This is a genomic window from Hydrogenophaga taeniospiralis CCUG 15921 (assembly GCF_001592305.1).
Taxonomy (GTDB): Bacteria; Pseudomonadota; Gammaproteobacteria; order Burkholderiales; family Burkholderiaceae_C; genus Hydrogenophaga; species Hydrogenophaga taeniospiralis.
Genome location: NZ_BCWR01000005.1, coordinates 104,496 through 118,871, shown reverse-complemented (window position 1 = coordinate 118,871; position 14,376 = coordinate 104,496). Strand labels below are relative to the sequence as shown.

General features: G+C 63.3%; 14 protein-coding genes. 7 read left to right on the top strand and 7 right to left on the bottom strand.

Annotated features, from left to right (window positions below; all coding sequences use genetic code 11):
- Window positions 1-2 precede the first annotated feature (2 nt).
- The 7 genes from HTA01S_RS07065 (at window position 3) to HTA01S_RS26220 (ending at window position 5,753) form a co-directional block, all read left to right on the top strand.
- Window positions 3-680, top strand: coding sequence for a beta/alpha barrel domain-containing protein (locus tag HTA01S_RS07065; RefSeq protein WP_068168478.1), 678 nt, complete (start codon window positions 3-5; stop codon window positions 678-680).
- Window positions 677-1,204 carry a rhodanese-like domain-containing protein gene (locus tag HTA01S_RS07060; RefSeq protein ID WP_218017319.1) on the top strand — a complete coding sequence of 176 codons (528 nt, stop codon included), beginning with the start codon at window positions 677-679 and terminating at the stop codon, window positions 1,202-1,204. The genes HTA01S_RS07065 and HTA01S_RS07060 overlap by 4 nt, the downstream gene beginning before the upstream one ends.
- Window positions 1,205-1,216: 12 nt before the next feature.
- Window positions 1,217-2,371, top strand: coding sequence for a 4Fe-4S dicluster domain-containing protein (locus HTA01S_RS07055; protein WP_068169570.1), 1,155 nt, complete (start codon window positions 1,217-1,219; stop codon window positions 2,369-2,371).
- A 43-nt stretch (window positions 2,372-2,414) separates the two neighbouring features.
- A complete protein-coding gene (locus HTA01S_RS07050; protein WP_068168474.1) occupies window positions 2,415-2,825 on the top strand; it encodes a hypothetical protein in 411 nt (136 codons plus the stop codon).
- Window positions 2,825-3,460: a nitroreductase family protein gene (locus HTA01S_RS07045; RefSeq protein WP_068168471.1), complete on the top strand. Its 636-nt coding sequence runs from the start codon at window positions 2,825-2,827 to the stop codon at window positions 3,458-3,460. Before HTA01S_RS07050 ends, HTA01S_RS07045 begins: the two co-directional genes overlap by 1 nt.
- A 174-nt stretch (window positions 3,461-3,634) precedes the next feature.
- On the top strand, window positions 3,635-5,119 hold the full coding sequence (ppx, locus tag HTA01S_RS07040; protein WP_068168470.1) for an exopolyphosphatase: 1,485 nt from the start codon (window positions 3,635-3,637) through the stop codon (window positions 5,117-5,119).
- Between the two features lie 130 nt (window positions 5,120-5,249).
- Window positions 5,250-5,753 carry a hypothetical protein gene (locus HTA01S_RS26220; protein WP_174545179.1) on the top strand — a complete coding sequence of 168 codons (504 nt, stop codon included), beginning with the start codon at window positions 5,250-5,252 and terminating at the stop codon, window positions 5,751-5,753.
- A 125-nt stretch (window positions 5,754-5,878) separates the two neighbouring features.
- Here the strand turns inward: HTA01S_RS26220 and HTA01S_RS07030 are convergent, their stop codons facing one another.
- Genes HTA01S_RS07030 through HTA01S_RS07000 form a run of 7 tightly spaced genes read right to left on the bottom strand, consistent with a single transcriptional unit; the run spans window position 5,879 to window position 13,860 of the window.
- Window positions 5,879-6,319, bottom strand: coding sequence for a type IV pilin protein (locus HTA01S_RS07030; RefSeq protein WP_068168467.1), 441 nt, complete (start codon window positions 6,317-6,319; stop codon window positions 5,879-5,881).
- Between the two features lie 49 nt (window positions 6,320-6,368).
- Window positions 6,369-10,751 (bottom strand): pilus assembly protein, encoded by a 4,383-nt coding sequence (locus HTA01S_RS07025; protein ID WP_068168464.1) that lies wholly within the window; start codon window positions 10,749-10,751, stop codon window positions 6,369-6,371.
- Window positions 10,752-10,775: 24 nt separating this feature from the next.
- Window positions 10,776-11,315 carry a pilus assembly PilX family protein gene (locus HTA01S_RS07020; RefSeq protein ID WP_084235924.1) on the bottom strand — a complete coding sequence of 180 codons (540 nt, stop codon included), beginning with the start codon at window positions 11,313-11,315 and terminating at the stop codon, window positions 10,776-10,778.
- Window positions 11,312-12,424: a PilW family protein gene (locus HTA01S_RS25740; protein WP_279338441.1), complete on the bottom strand. Its 1,113-nt coding sequence runs from the start codon at window positions 12,422-12,424 to the stop codon at window positions 11,312-11,314. The genes HTA01S_RS07020 and HTA01S_RS25740 overlap by 4 nt, the downstream gene beginning before the upstream one ends.
- A complete protein-coding gene (gene pilV, locus HTA01S_RS07010) occupies window positions 12,361-12,885 on the bottom strand; it encodes a type IV pilus modification protein PilV (RefSeq protein ID WP_279338442.1) in 525 nt (174 codons plus the stop codon). Before pilV ends, HTA01S_RS25740 begins: the two co-directional genes overlap by 64 nt.
- A complete protein-coding gene (locus tag HTA01S_RS07005; RefSeq protein ID WP_084235964.1) occupies window positions 12,882-13,445 on the bottom strand; it encodes a GspH/FimT family pseudopilin in 564 nt (187 codons plus the stop codon). Before HTA01S_RS07005 ends, pilV begins: the two co-directional genes overlap by 4 nt.
- 13 nt (window positions 13,446-13,458) lie before the next feature.
- A complete protein-coding gene (locus tag HTA01S_RS07000) occupies window positions 13,459-13,860 on the bottom strand; it encodes a hypothetical protein (RefSeq protein WP_068168450.1) in 402 nt (133 codons plus the stop codon).
- Window positions 13,861-14,376: the final 516 nt, after the last annotated feature.

Below are 14,376 nucleotides of genomic sequence, written 5' to 3'. Positions count from 1 at the left end.
CAGTGAGCGTTCAATTCTGCTGCCTGGCCCGCCACCATGGCGAGATCGCCCCGACCGTGCCGACCCTGGTGCACTACACACCGGCGCTGGCCGTCGGCTTCACCAGCGTCGCACGCGCGGGCGTGGTGCTGGGCGCCGAGTCCGAGGCCATCGCCGCTTCGCTGCTCGACGCCGGCATCGGCAAGGTGTTCGTGGGCGAAGCCGCCCTGCGCGACGCGGGCGTGATCGACCGCCTGGTCCGGCGCTTCGGCGCGCAAAGCGTGGGCCTGCACCTGCCGGTGCAACGCCAGGCGGTGAGCTGGTCGTTCGACACCACCTCCAACGAAGACTTCAACGTCGTTACCCCGTCCCTGTGCGAGCCCACCTGGGAGGTGCTCCGCGCCGACGGCACCCCCACCGGCATACGGGCGCTGGCCTGCGCCCAGGCCATGCTGCGCCGCGGTGTGCGCTCGGTGCTGCTGCGTGCGGACATCGCCGACGATGCCGACCTCAACCTGTGCGCCGGTATGGTCGAGGCGCTGGGCGAGGCGCTGTGGATCGCACCGCTGCGCGACCCGGCGCCGCCCATCGCCGACTGGATCCAGTACGGCCACGCCACCCAGCTGGCCCTGCCCTCCGCGCTCTATGGCCGGCGCCAGGAATGGCTACCGGCCGCGCTCTCCCCGGAGCAACGCGCATGAAACACCCCCTGCGCCGCTTCGGATCTTTCTCTCTCAGCTTCCCCGGGGTCGTCCACACGTTCCCGGCTGTGCTGCTGGCGGCCGCCCTGCTCGGCGCTGCGCCCGCGCGGGCCGACGTTGCCCTGCGTGGCGCAGCCGAGCTGACGCACGACCTCCAGAGCGCGCCACCGTGCTGCGTGATCGACGCCCGCAGCGAAGACAGCCAGCGCGAGCACCCGCTGGCCGAGGCCCTGCGTTACCGGCCCGGCCTGCAGATCGTGCCCACCGCGGCCATCGTCGTCGTGGCCGACCGCGATCAGGAGGCCTTGCGCATCGCCGCGGTCCTGCTCAAAGCGCACCCGGGCAAGACCATCTACGCAGTCAAGGGCGGCGTGGCGGCCTGGGAAACGGTGCTCAAGTCCCAGAGCACCACCCCGTCTTCCCAGGCGCCGGGCGCACGCCCCGGCATCAGCTTCGTGATCCCGCACAACACCTGCGAGACCGGCACGCCGCTGCAGATCCTGCAGGGCAAACCCAAACCCTGACGGCTTTTGCCCATGCCCGACTTTCGCGCCAACCGCTGCACCCGCTACCGCTTCCGCTACAGCGAATGCCGCCGCTGCGCCGACGCCTGCCCGCACGAGGCTATCGGCCTGACCGACGAAGGCGCCACCCTGGTCGCGGACGCCTGCAAGGACTGCGGCCTGTGCGTGAGCGCCTGCCACACCAGCGCCTGGACCAGCCCCACGTTCAAACCCATCGACCTGTTGCGCGAAGCGATACAGCGGTCCGCCCTCAGCCTGGCCTGCGAACCCTCGGGCTGCGGCCCCGTCGCGGACGCCACCGTGCCCTGCCTGGGAGCGATCGATGCCGTCTGGCTGGCCTACATGGCCCGGCGGCGGATTCCGCTCACCCTGCACGGCAGCGGGCATTGCGCCGAGTGCGTGCACGGAAAAACCGGCGCGGCCCAGCTCCAGACCAACCTGGAAGCGCTCGACGAACTGCTGAAAGCCGCCACCCCACCCGACACCGACGGCGAGCCCCCGCGCCCGTTGCCCGACTGGCGGATGCCGGTCCTGGCGCAAGACCAGCGCGCCCCCGGCGCACGCGACCTGGCCGCCCGGAAAAGCGCCGTCGCCGCCTCCCGGCGCCAGTTGTTCCGACGGATCTTCCGCCACGGTGGCGACGCACCGGCCGCGCCCAACCATGGCGGTGCGCCAGCGCAGGCGCCGCAGAACACGCCGCAGAAGGCCATCCGCGCGGGCGCCTACGCCGTGTCGGAGCAGCGCGAGCTGCTGCAGATCGTGTCCCGCCAAAAAGACAACGCCCCGTTTCATGTGGCCTACCACGAGGCCCTGCCGCTGCTGCAACTCAGCCTGCAGCCGGGCTGCACGCTGTGCGAAGCCTGCTTCCGGGTCTGCCCCACGGGCGCCCTGCAGATCGAAGAAAACCCGGGCGACTGGGCACTGACCTTCCAGACCGACCGCTGCGTGGCCTGCGCGGTCTGCCTGGAGGTGTGCCAGCCCCGGGTGCTGGACGCGGCGCCATCGTTCGATGCACGGCCGGAGCAGGCTGCCATCACGCTGATCCGCCAGACCAAGCAGCGCTGCGCGCGCTGCGACCGCCATTTCGTCTCGCCCTCGCCGCAGAAGACCTGCACGGTCTGCAGCGACGACGAAGACGCTTTTGCCGCCATCTTTGGCAACGACTGAACCCCCACCCCCGTCATCAACCCCCACCCGAGGAGACCAGAACATGCAATGGGAATTTTCCGTGGAAGACGTGGTCAAGGCCCGTGCCGAATACGGCCTGGCCGACTTCCGCCGCGATCTGGCCGAGGAAGTGCGCTCCAACCTCCTGTCCACCGACGAGGCGCAGCACACCCGCAGCTTCAACCTCATCTACGACATGTGCTACGCGCTGGCCACCGACAAACCGTTTGACGACTTCCTGGCGGCCTTCGCCTACGACCCGCCCACCTGCCAGTTCCTGAGCGAGCTCAAACCGCACATGGACGACAACGTGGCGATGCTAGGGGCCATCCTGCAGCGGCTGATCATGGACCGGGTCGAGGCCCACATGCCGCTGGAGCACGCGGTGCAGGACGCGGCGCGTTGGCACGCCAGCGTCGTGGCCGGCCAGCAGCCCCTCGCCAGGAGCGCGTGATGGACGCCACCGTCAGCCCGGAACTGTCGGACTTCGCCAGCGCGCTGATCCACTCGCGGCACAACGTGTCACCCCGTCGTCTGGACGCGCCCGGGCCCACGCCGGCCCAGTTGCAGACCATCCTGGGCGCCGCTGCGGCCGCGCCCGACCACGGACAACTCACGCCCTGGCGCTTCGTGATCGTGCCCTATGCGCGGCGCTGGCTGCTGGCCGACGCCTTCGGGCTCGCCCTGATGGACCGCGACCCGAACGCCACCGGGGAGCAGATCGACAACGCGCGGGAGAAAGCCCACCGCGCGCCCTTTCTGATGCTGGCCGTGGCCCGCCTGAACGACCCACACGCCCTGGCCGACACCCCGCCCCGGTCCCATGAGCCGGCCGAGGCCGAGGTGGGCGACGCCGAGCGCCTGGTGTCGCTGGGCTGCGCGATCCAGAACATCCTGCTCACGGCCCACGCGCTCGGCCTGGGCACCGGCCTGACCAGCGGTCAGGCCATGGCCTCGCCGCGCCTGCGCAGCCTGTTTGGTCTGGGGCCGGGCGAACAGGCCATCTGCTGCATCAACATCGGCAGCGTCACCCGGCGCAAGACCCCGCGCCTGCGGCCGCACACGGCGGACTACATCAGCAGCCTGTAGCCAGGCCCGGCCGCCCGGGGAGCCTCGGCGCCAACAAACAGTTTCCATTTTTCGCCGGCCCACGCGGGCGCCTGTGGCCGTCCGGGGTGCGCTCCATGCGTCACAATCCGGGCTCCTCATCCGACTTCCCGGACCACCGGCCCCCCACGGGCGCCGCCGTGGTCATCTCTCCCTATGCAAAACGGAACCCTCCTGGCCGCGATCGACCTCGGCTCCAACAGCTTCCGGCTCGAAATCGGCCGCTTCCACTCGGGCCACATCGAACGCATCGAATACCTGAAGGAAACCGTCCGCCAGGGCAGTGGGCTGGACGAAAACAAGGTGCTGAACCAGGCCGCCATGCAGCGCGGCTGGGAATGCCTGGCCCGTTTCGCCGAGCGCCTGCACGGTTTCAAGAAACAGCAGGTGCGCGCCGTGGCCACGCAGACCCTGCGCGAGGCCAAGAACCGCGACGAATTCCTGCGCAACGCGCAGGCCATCCTGGGCTTCGCCATCGAGGTCATCTCGGGCCACGAAGAGGCCCGGCTGATCTACCAAGGCGTGTCGCGCCTGCTGCCGCAGTCCGACGAAAAACGCATGGTGGTGGACATCGGCGGGCGTTCCACCGAAATGATCCTGGGCGAAGGCTACGAGGCCCGCCGCATGGAGTCGTACCGGCTGGGCAGCGTGGCCTGGTCCACGCGCTACTTTCCCAAGGGCCAGTTCACCGCCGCCGCTTTCAAGACCGCCGAGGTCGCGGCCAAGGCGGTGCTCGACGAGGCGCTGGACACCTTCCCCCCCTCCGAATGGAACGTGGCCTACGGCTCCTCGGGCACGATGGGCGCGGTGGCCGACATCCTGGCCGCCAACGGCTGGGCCTCCGGCGTGATCACCCGCTCCGGGCTGGACTGGCTGGTGGAGCGGCTGATCAAGGCCGGCAACCTGGAACAGGTCCGGCTCGACGGGCTCAAGGAAGACCGCCGGGCCGTTCTGGGCGGCGGCGTGAGTGTGCTGCGCGCCATCTTCGACCTGTTCGATATCCAGCAGATGCTGCCCGCGCAGGGCGCGCTGCGCCAGGGCGCCCTGTACGACCTGATCGACCGCGACACCCACGGCGGCGACGTGCGCGAACGCACCGTGCGCTGGCTGGCCGAGCGTTTTTCCGTTGACGAAGCCCAGGCGCAGCGGGTCAGCACGGTGAGCACCGCCCTGTTCTCCCAGATCGCCGCGGTGGATGCGCAGAACGAACGCTATTCGCAGAAGCTGGCCTGGGCCGCGCGCCTGCACGAGATCGGCACCCACATCTCGCACGACCGCTCGTACCACCACGGCGCCTACATCCTGGACAACGTGGACGCGCCCGGGTTCTCGTTTCCCGAACTGCACCGCATGAGCCAACTGGTGCTGGGCCAGCGCGGCAAACTGCGCAAGCTGGAGCAGGCGCTGGGCGACGAACTGTTCGCCAAGCAGCTCATGAGCCTGCGCCTGGCGGTGCTGCTGTGCCATGCGCGCCAGATGCCGGAGCACGAGTCGGTGAAGCTGAGCTTCAAGCCCGGTGCGTTCAAGCTCGCCACCAACCCGGGCTGGGCCAAGCGCTACCCGCAGTCGGCCTGGCTGCTGGGCGAAGAGGTGCTGGCCTGGCAAAAGACGGCCTGGAAGTTCACCGCGGACATCCGGTGATGCTGTGAGGCGGCGGTGCAGGGGCCGCCCGCGCCACCGGCCTGGCAGCCGTGCCCGCCCGGGTCGCGCCGGGGATGATCCGATATTGTTATAAACTGTATATACCGTTTATACCTTTATGGAGCTTCCCATGGCCAGCAAGAACAGCACCAAGAACCAGAAACTCGTGCGCGACAGTTTCACCATCCCCAAGGCCGAATACGCCATCATCGACCTGCTCAAGACCCGCGCCATTGCGCTGGGCACGTCGGTGAAGAAGAGTGAGCTGCTGCGCGCCGGCCTCACGATGCTCAAGGGCCTGAACGACGGCGCCTTCAAGTCCGCCCTGGCCGCCGTTCCCACGCTCAAGACCGGCCGCCCCAGTGCCCAGGGCAAGAGCGCCACCAAGGCATCCACCAAAGCCGCGCCGCCCACCCCGACCGCTGCGATCCCTGCGGCGCCCACCGCGGCCAAACCCGTGCCCCCCAAGGCATCACCGACCGCGACAAAGACCACCGCGAAAGCCGCAGCCCCCAAGGCCGCCGTGAAGACCGCGGCAAAACCTGCCGCCAAAGCCGCTCCCCGCAAGCCAGCCCTGCCCGCGGTGAAGACTCCGGCGAAAAAGGCGGCCAGTAAGAGTAAGGTCGCTGCCTAACCTGCGCTTCCCCTCGTTCGGCGAGGCTGGTCGGCTCCAACACCGATGCCGTGGAATTTCGCCTGACGAGCGCCTGGCCCTACGGCAAGGTCCATGTACTGCGGATGGCCCTCCGCCAACGAGGCTTACTTCCAGCAGCCTGAGGTGGCTGCTGCTCCCTTGGTTCCCACTTGGTTCAACGTGAGCTTTCCACACTTGGTGTCACTCGCCTGGGGGCCACCCTCTACGGGCGCGGCGCTCAACAGATAGGTTGAGCCACTGATGGCAGGCGTGCCTTCAATCGCAAAACTGTAGATCCCGGTCAAGTCGGTCTTGCATGAAAACGACGGGAGGGCCGCCGTATTCACTGTGGTCGTACACCCCGCCCCCGTCTTGTCGTAGGCCAGACAGGTGGTGTAGTTGCGCTCCATCCATTGCGCATGTTCAATCAAACATCCTGCGGCCAAGCTGCGACGCGTCTTGATGACGTGGCTGAGGTAGGAGGGATAGGCGATGGCGCTAAGGATGGCAACGATGACCACGGTGACCATCAACTCGATCAAGGTGAAGCCACGGTTGCGCCGCATGGGTGTCAAGCGACTGTTTGGAGGGGAGTACATATCTTCTACTGCTGCTTCAGTTGTCGACGATCTCACGCCATGCGATTCGCCCCTTGAATGAGGATGCGCCCAAATTGACCCGTACGTCTTTTGGCTCTGGTGTCGAGCCACCCACGACGAGGCGGTCTCCAATCAGGATGGCCTCTCCTGGCTTGCCGACGCCCACATCGATCGAGCTGACATAGTCGCCATTCAATGCGTCGCCCTTGTCGAACTTGCCGTCGTTGTTGACATCGAACAGTGGCTTGGTCAGCCGTGCGCCCGTGAACGGGTTGATGGCGTTGAGATAGCCCCTGCCACCAGGAAGGCACACATCGTCGAGCGGGATCACTGAGCTGGCGAGGAGAACAGGCTCCGCAAGCTTGTAGTAGTTGGAAGCGGTAACGATTCTTTCTCCCGCAGCTGGCAGGTCAAGGTAGAAGCCCTTCTTCCCGACCATGTCCCCATTGGTTGCCACCTCAATGGTCCTGACCGGCTTGCCAGAAACAGTCCCGGTCTTCTGTTTAAAAGAGCGCTCCTTGAGATCGGCACGACCGCTGATGGGGCTGCCTTCGTCAATCAGGCCGTACCACGTTTGCTGGCTGGTGTCGGAAGGGTCAGACAACTGGAAATCACTGCCCGTACCAAAATGGACGAACCATTTGTCGAAGTGGGTATCACCGGACACGGTGTTCTTGGTCGCGGTAATGCGCGCTGTAATGGGCTGGGCTTTTCCGCTACCGTCCTTGGCGGTGAACAATGGGCTGCCCGACAAGGCAATCTTCCAGTTTTTTGGGTCGGCGTCGGACAGATCAAACTTCCAGACATTGCCTTTCAGGTCACCCGCATACGCGGTGGTCACCTTGCCCGCCGTGTCAAAGACCAGCCCAGGTGTTGCCAGGCCGTTGTCACCAGCAACCGCGGTATCGAGTTTGCTCAGCAATTTGCCTGTTTTCAGATTGAAAACATAGAGCACGGCTCGCTGGCGGGTACTGTTGTAGCCGTTTCCAACGATGACCGCCCAGTCGCCGTTTTGCATTTTTGCAACCATGGGGCGGCCGAGCATATAGCCCAGATCCGTGTCCGCGTCCGTATCGGACAGATGCTCCCATAGGACATCCTCGCCTTTGAAGCTGCCTGGCGTAGTGACATTGAGGGCAAACAATCCCTTGCCACCGCGTCCCAGCGCCGCCACCAACAAATTTTCGCCAGGTGTCTGAGATTGGGACGTGACAGAGATGTCGCCATCCACGAAATACTGATGATTCGTGTCGTAGCTTGGCGATGTCAGGGCTTTCAGCCGCGGCAATCCTGTGCTGGGAATGTAGGCGAACAGCTCCGTGCCCGTTTTTGCGTCAAAGGCGTGCAGCATGCCATCGTTGGCGCCAATGAACACCGTTCCAGAGTCCTTGCTATAAGCCGGCGACGAATGCGCAATGTCGCCCAAGACGGTGGTTGCGGACCGATTCCTCAGCGTGCCGCCTTTTTGCAATTCTCGGGTGCGAACGCCACGAATGTAGTCCAGCAGGTGTTCGTCGTTGTCGAACATGGCTTCTTCGCTGTCGGACAAGTTCGCCCACGTGAACTGCTTGCCCTTCAGGCTCTCGCCCTTTGTCGAACCGAAATATATCTTCCTGCCGTTGCTGCCATTGGGCTCCGGAATTTCCGCCGCAGCGTTCCAGGCGGGTGTGGATGAAACGCCCTTGGTAGTGACGGGGTAAGCAACCAGATCGCCCGACCACTTGGCGCTGTTGTAAATACCTTGATAGACCAAGGCGCTCGTGCTCAGGGATGTGCTGTTGGCAATCACGTTGCCGCCACTGGCATTGCGTTCGATGATGTTGCTGAACGCCTTTTTCAGGGACTCTTTCAGTTTCATCGGGTTCTGCACCAGGAAATAGGTGTCGGGAACGCCGTCGCCATCGGCATCCCACTCTTGTTCAAGATTGGGGGTGTTGCTGCCGTTTCGGTCCACAAAGCCGCCGTGCTTCGCGGCGTACCACAGGGGGCTTTTCAACAAGGTGGCCGCATTTGCCGTGCCTGGCGAGAATGCGTACGTTGTCACAGGCTGCCCAACGCTGGGTATGCTCTTGCACTTGGTGGTTTCCTCTGCTGTCAGCGTGGTCTTGTCGCAGTAGCCGGCCGACTCCCCGGCCGGCACGTTCAGGAAATACGCAGGGCTCTCCGGTTCATCGCGGGCCACCAGATAAACGCCATCGCGGTTCGTGCCCGAAATGATGTAGCCCATGTTCTGCTTGCTGTTCCCTTGCTGGTAGGTGGGCGTCACGGTGACTTCCAGCTTGTTGTCCGCCGTGGCCCTGATCACATAGCGAGCGATGGCGTCCATGTCGTGGTCGGCCCCTTGCTCCACGTCCTCGAAGTTGATCTGAAACTCCGCGTAGTAGCGCCCCCCATTGACCTTTTCGTTGCGGTCTTTGGGGCCTGAGTTGGCGATCTTTTCGACATAAAAGTCAACAATCTGGTTGGTTGGCTGGAACTTGCCTTTGACCGCAGAAGCGTCGCTGTCCACCGTCTTGGAAAACGGGATCAGGGCGATGACTTTGCCGCTGGGCAATGTGGCCTCGATGCTGGGCAAGGGAGAGCTCAGCGCCACCACAAAGTTGTCCACCGTCTGCTCTCCGGCGATGGAAGGACGCAGGTCGGTGGTTTTGGCGTACCGGGACACCGAAGCGCTGTAGTAACTGCCTTCTTTGGTGGGTTCCTCGGGGGCCAGACCCCGGATGTTCCCCAGCGACTCGACCTCCTTGGCCGTGGGCGCGCTGTCATAGGTGGAACCGGACTGGCCAATGAAGCGTTGCCCGGTGATGTTGGATTCAACGCCTGTGATCACGCGACCTTCAGCTGTGACGTCTAGCCCCGCCAGGTCGCCGAGGAAGAAGCCCATGTCCCCAGCGTAATAACCCCACTGGTTCTTGACCGGAATCTTGAAGGAAGAACCGGGGACCGAGTCGGAGTCGTACGAGGGATTCACATCCGATATCGTCAGGAAGTTCGCACGGGCACAGACCGCCGCCTTGGCCTCGCTGGCGCTGTCATAGGGGTCGTCCCATTTGACCGAGTTCAGGCCCATTTCAGCGTCCACGGTGGATGTGCCGTTGAAAGCCGCTGTGGGAGTCTTCTTGCCTGCGTAGTAGCGCGTGGCTTCGTACAGCATCTCGCCAATGGGGTTGCCCCAGTCCACGAACTCGCCCTCGGACATGGGGCGGTCCAGAAGCCACGTATTGCGATAGAGATTGTCGCTTCTGCCGTTGTTGAAATCGCGGATGCGCAATGCGTCAAATGTCTTCACGATGCGGGCATCGCCGGTAAAGATGCCCGTGTCCGGATCGACCTCGGTCGAGAAAGATGACATGACCTTGCGCAGTCGGCCACCGCTCATTGCCTGGTCGTAGCTGCCGGTGAGCAGGCCGAACAGCATGCTGTCTTTTTCGCCAAACTCGTGAAGCAGACCGACCGGTTTGTAGATGGGCTTGTCGCTGTCGCCGTACTGCTTGCAGTCAGTGTTGTAGGTCGCGGTGCAGACTTGAACCCGCACCTGAAAGTCCTGGTTGCCCGTTCCGCTGGGAAAGTCGGCCTCCCAATAGTAGGTATCCAGGACGCCAAGTTTGTCCGACAGCACCGGGCGCTCTTTGCTGGCCCACTGCCAGATGCGAACTTCTTTATCCGGGTTTTTGACTCCGTTGCTCCACCCACCGTCGAGGCCCCCGACGTTGGTCTTGATACGCAACAGGGGATGCAGCTTGTCGCTGCAGTCGCTGAGTGTCTTGCAGTCCGTCCCCGCATTGGGCGTCATGCTGCCAAAGAAGTGCCGTGTGCCCTTTTTGGGTTGATCAAGCGCGGTGTAGTCGCTAATCCGGTAGCCATCCGTTGCGCTGCTGTGATATTCCTTGCCCCAGCTGTGAGCGTCTTGAGGAATGTAGGCGCGCCGAATCACGGTCTCGGACTTGGTGTCCACTTCACGGTAGCCGCCATAGAGCACCTTGCGCAATGCATCGATGCGGCTTGTGGTCATGTAGTTGAGCCAGCGCCCGGACCAGGCGCCATGGCTTTCATTCTTGCAGGCACCCTCTTCATTGCTTTCACCCTTGGGCTCGAAGCGGTTGTTAGCCGAGCTGTAGTCGTAGCAAAGGTCCGTGTCAAACAGTCCGAAATACTTGATCGAGGGCTTGAAGCGCAGATCCAGCGTGCCGTCGCCATCGATGTCGCTCGCATCGTTGTAGGCCTCATAGAAGAGCTTGTGGTCTTTGCCTGCAACCAGCATCGTCATGGGGATGGCACCCGTTGTCGAGCCCAGCGGGACGTTGGGCCACGTGACGGCATTCACAGCCAGGTTGCAGCCAATCAGGGCGGCGCACAGCCCCCATTGGGCCCAGCTTCTCAGGTTCTTGTGGATGTTCATGATGGTTTCTCTGCGAGCCTCTTCTTATTCAGTGGCGTAGATCGATTGCAGCGTGACGGCTGCCCGATCCGCACCAGCGTTGCTTCGCGCCGTGACCCGGTACCGTTTGCAAGTGACGCCCGAGCTCGGGTCTGTCGGTTGACAAGGGAAGGTGTCCCCCAGGTATTCCACAAAGTACTGCGGCGTGATCGAGATGCCGCCACTGGTGACCTTGGTGCCGCTCTTCCACCCGGCGAATTCGCTGTCCTTCCAACGAGGCTTTTGCGTGGGTGACGGCGCCCCACAATAGCCCTCGCTGCATCCGGTTCCTGCTGCGGGTGTGGGGCGGGACTCTTCGACCAGTGCCTCCGCTTCACGCAAGGCCGCTTCGGTTGCCTGAAACGACAGGCTTCGATCAAAGCTGTGGGCGGCCATGCGCTCTTCCAGGGCGCTGGATTTCAAGGCAGTGAGCCCAAGGATCGTCATGACAAGAAGCATGATCAGCGCCACGATCAGGACCACGCCCTTTTCCTTGGCCGGTTGTCGCAGGCGCGGCTGTCGTTGCTGGCGAATGTGGTGGTTCATGGGGTGCGACTCCTGAGGTTCGCAACGAATGTCAGCTGACGCTGAATGGGGTTGTTGTTGGTTCCGATGTTGCCGCTGCTCACCAGCGTGAGCGTGACCTGGACCGCCACCACTTGCTTGGCTGCGGCCGTGGTCCAATCCGTGATCGCGGAGGCGTCGACCCAGTTTGAGTCCAGCTCCCTTGATGCAACGTCCTGGAGCAGGTACTGAATCTGCAGGTCACTCACGCCCTCGGCGATTTCTTCACTGGCAGTGGCACCGGCTCTGAAAAGAGACTTCCCGCCTCGGCTGTTGTTGCCCACGTACCAAGTGGCTGCGGTCAATTCGGCCAGCACGGCATTGGTGTCAAACGCCTTGGTGGTTCCCGCATCGCAATTGGTGGGGTAGCCCAGTGCGGTCGAGCAGTTTCCGGGTGCCACCGTTGGTGCCGCCTCATCATCCGTTGCTGCCGCCTTATAAGAGGCTTGGGTGCCATCGACGCCCGTGAGCTGTAGCAACGTGGCCGAATGACCATCGCAGACCACCACGAGCTTGCCGCCCTTGAAGGCATGGCCGGTCGGCAGCTCAAATTCGGCGGCGGCGGTGTCGTGGGAAACGATGAACGAGCTGTTGCCCAGGTCTCCGCTGAGCATGCTGATCGCGTCGGTTCCGGCAAGACGCTGCCCAGCTTCAGAGCCAAATGCAACGGCAGGGGCTTCGGCGCCGTCGTACCCGACAAGGGTACCGCCCGCCCAGTTCGATGACCATTGGCTGGCACTGCCGTTGAGCACATTGGCGATCTGTGTGGAGCCACACATCGTTCCTCCGGCCTGCCGAAGCTCCTTGGCCATGACCTCAAAAGAGGTGCGCAAGTTCTCCTGGATGCGACTCAATCCCTCGTTGGTCCGAAAAGCCTGCACGTTGGCGAGATAAATGCCGATGGTTCCGCCAATGATGAACAGTCCCAGAGTGACTGCGATCATCAATTCGATGAGGTTAAAGCCCCGTTGTCGCGCAGGGCTGCAGACACCGGCGTGCCGGCATGGTCGAAGCCGATGAGGAGCCTTCACAGTCGACTCCTTGTCGTAACCGTTTGTGCGCCAAGGCCACCAGCCAGCGTGTCGTCCCATTTGATTTGAATCGTGCATTCGCCGTCCGCATGGCAAAAGACAGCACCACAGGTCGAATCGCGGTCTCCCATGGTGCTTCTGAGGCGCCCAACCCAGCTTTTTTTGGTGTTGTCGGCCAAGGTGGTAGCGGTGATACCAGCGGCACTGCACACAGCCTTCAATGGCAAAGTATTCGATGTGGCGGTGTTGTAAGCGCCGCCCAGTGCGCCAGCCCTGTCCGCTCGCATGGCGTCCAGGATGGCGTAGCTGAGCATCACGGCCTGGCTGCGGAATTCGCTGCTGCGCGTGGTCTTGATGGTGTTCAGCTGCAAGCCTGCCATGCCCAGCAGACCGACGGCGAGCACGAGCACGGCGACCAGTGTTTCGAGCATCGCAAAACCTCGCTGACTGGAGCGGGGTGGCCCATTCTTTGGGGGCGGCACATGCCGGCCTCGGCAGAGGTCTTTTACAGAATCGCTCATGTTGCGGCGGGGCATGTGACGGTCGAGGAGATGACGGATGACTCGATACGGCCGACTGGATTGACCGTGACGTTGCGGGCGCGCCGGGCGTCTCCAAGGGCAGAGGATTTGCTGCATACCCGCAGCGTCCCCGACTGCGTGCTTCCGTTTATCAATTTGGCGCGACCATCCGGCGTGAAGGACACATAGGAGGAGACGTTGGTCGTGCCTTTCACCATGGTGAGGTTCTCGCCAGTCTGATGAACCAGGAGCACGGTTTCTTTTTCGTCGACGACAGCGTCCGAGTCTTTGTCCTCAAACGCAATCCATCCCGTGGACCAGTCCCCTTCGGTCGCACAACTGGACCCGTCACCGCTCTTGCATACGGTCACCCGGCGTCCGCGACGGATGGATTCAGATCGGGCTGCGTTCAGCGAAGTGATGAGATCGCTCGTCTGGGCGCTCAGTCGGTTGGACGCGATGGTGGCGCTGAAGCTGGGTGCGGCAAGGGCCATCAGAATCGCTGCCAACGCGATGGTCACCATCAACTCGATCAAGGTGAAACCTGAAGATGTGCTCATGCTGAAAATGCCTTCAAGAAAGGTAAACCGAATAAAGAAGAGTTGAAGGACCTGGACCTGGCCCCGGAAGCCGCGAAAAATTGGCGGACTCCATCTGCTGACGGATCTGGTCGATTTGCCCAGTCCGCAACCGACGGGAATGGTCGGAAAGTCCTGTCACCAGCCGGATCAGAACGGTGGCGACAAGCCGCTGTGCTTTTTGCGTGAGCGAGCCCAAGAGGGACAACTTGCCTGTACCCGCAACGCCGAGTTCGACCCTGTCAACATCCACGGCCATGGCGATACACGCTTTGAGTTGGGCGATCCGAGCCGTTTCGGCCACTTCCGTGTCGACAGTAGCGATGTCGAACACAGACGAGACGGCCTGTGGTTTTCCGGCGCCCTCAGGCCCAGTGAACAGCACGGTCCACTCCATGTCAGCGCCAGATGTTGTCGTTTGGGCGTTTCCACAGCCGGTCAATCAGATGGAGACTGCACGTTGGCGAACGGCGCTCAGCGTCAGACCCGGTCAGCGATTTGGAATGTCCGCTTATCTGGATGAGGTTTCCCCCCATCGGGCGCACGGCCGGTGGCGCGCGTACGCAGTCCACATCTGACACAAGATCGGGTTGTGGCTGGGTCAACGGGAGCCATGACTGCAGGCGCAAGACCCTGCATCTCGCTCCGGCCTGATCGACCAACACATTCATGCGCACAGCCGTTGCACTTTCGCGGCTCGCGCATGCTGACACCAGGATCCGATCGAGCTACCCGCTCGGGAGAGGGCTCCCCTGGACCACGGCTGCAATTGGGCAGGAAGAGTTGCCCCAACAGGGGAATCAGCGGCGTCCACCCTCGACCTGTGACGACAAGGCGTATGCGGAATGCGCGTGTTGAAAGTCATGAGTGATCGCTATGAGGGCGGTGGATGAGGAGCGCGATTCTGGAAGAT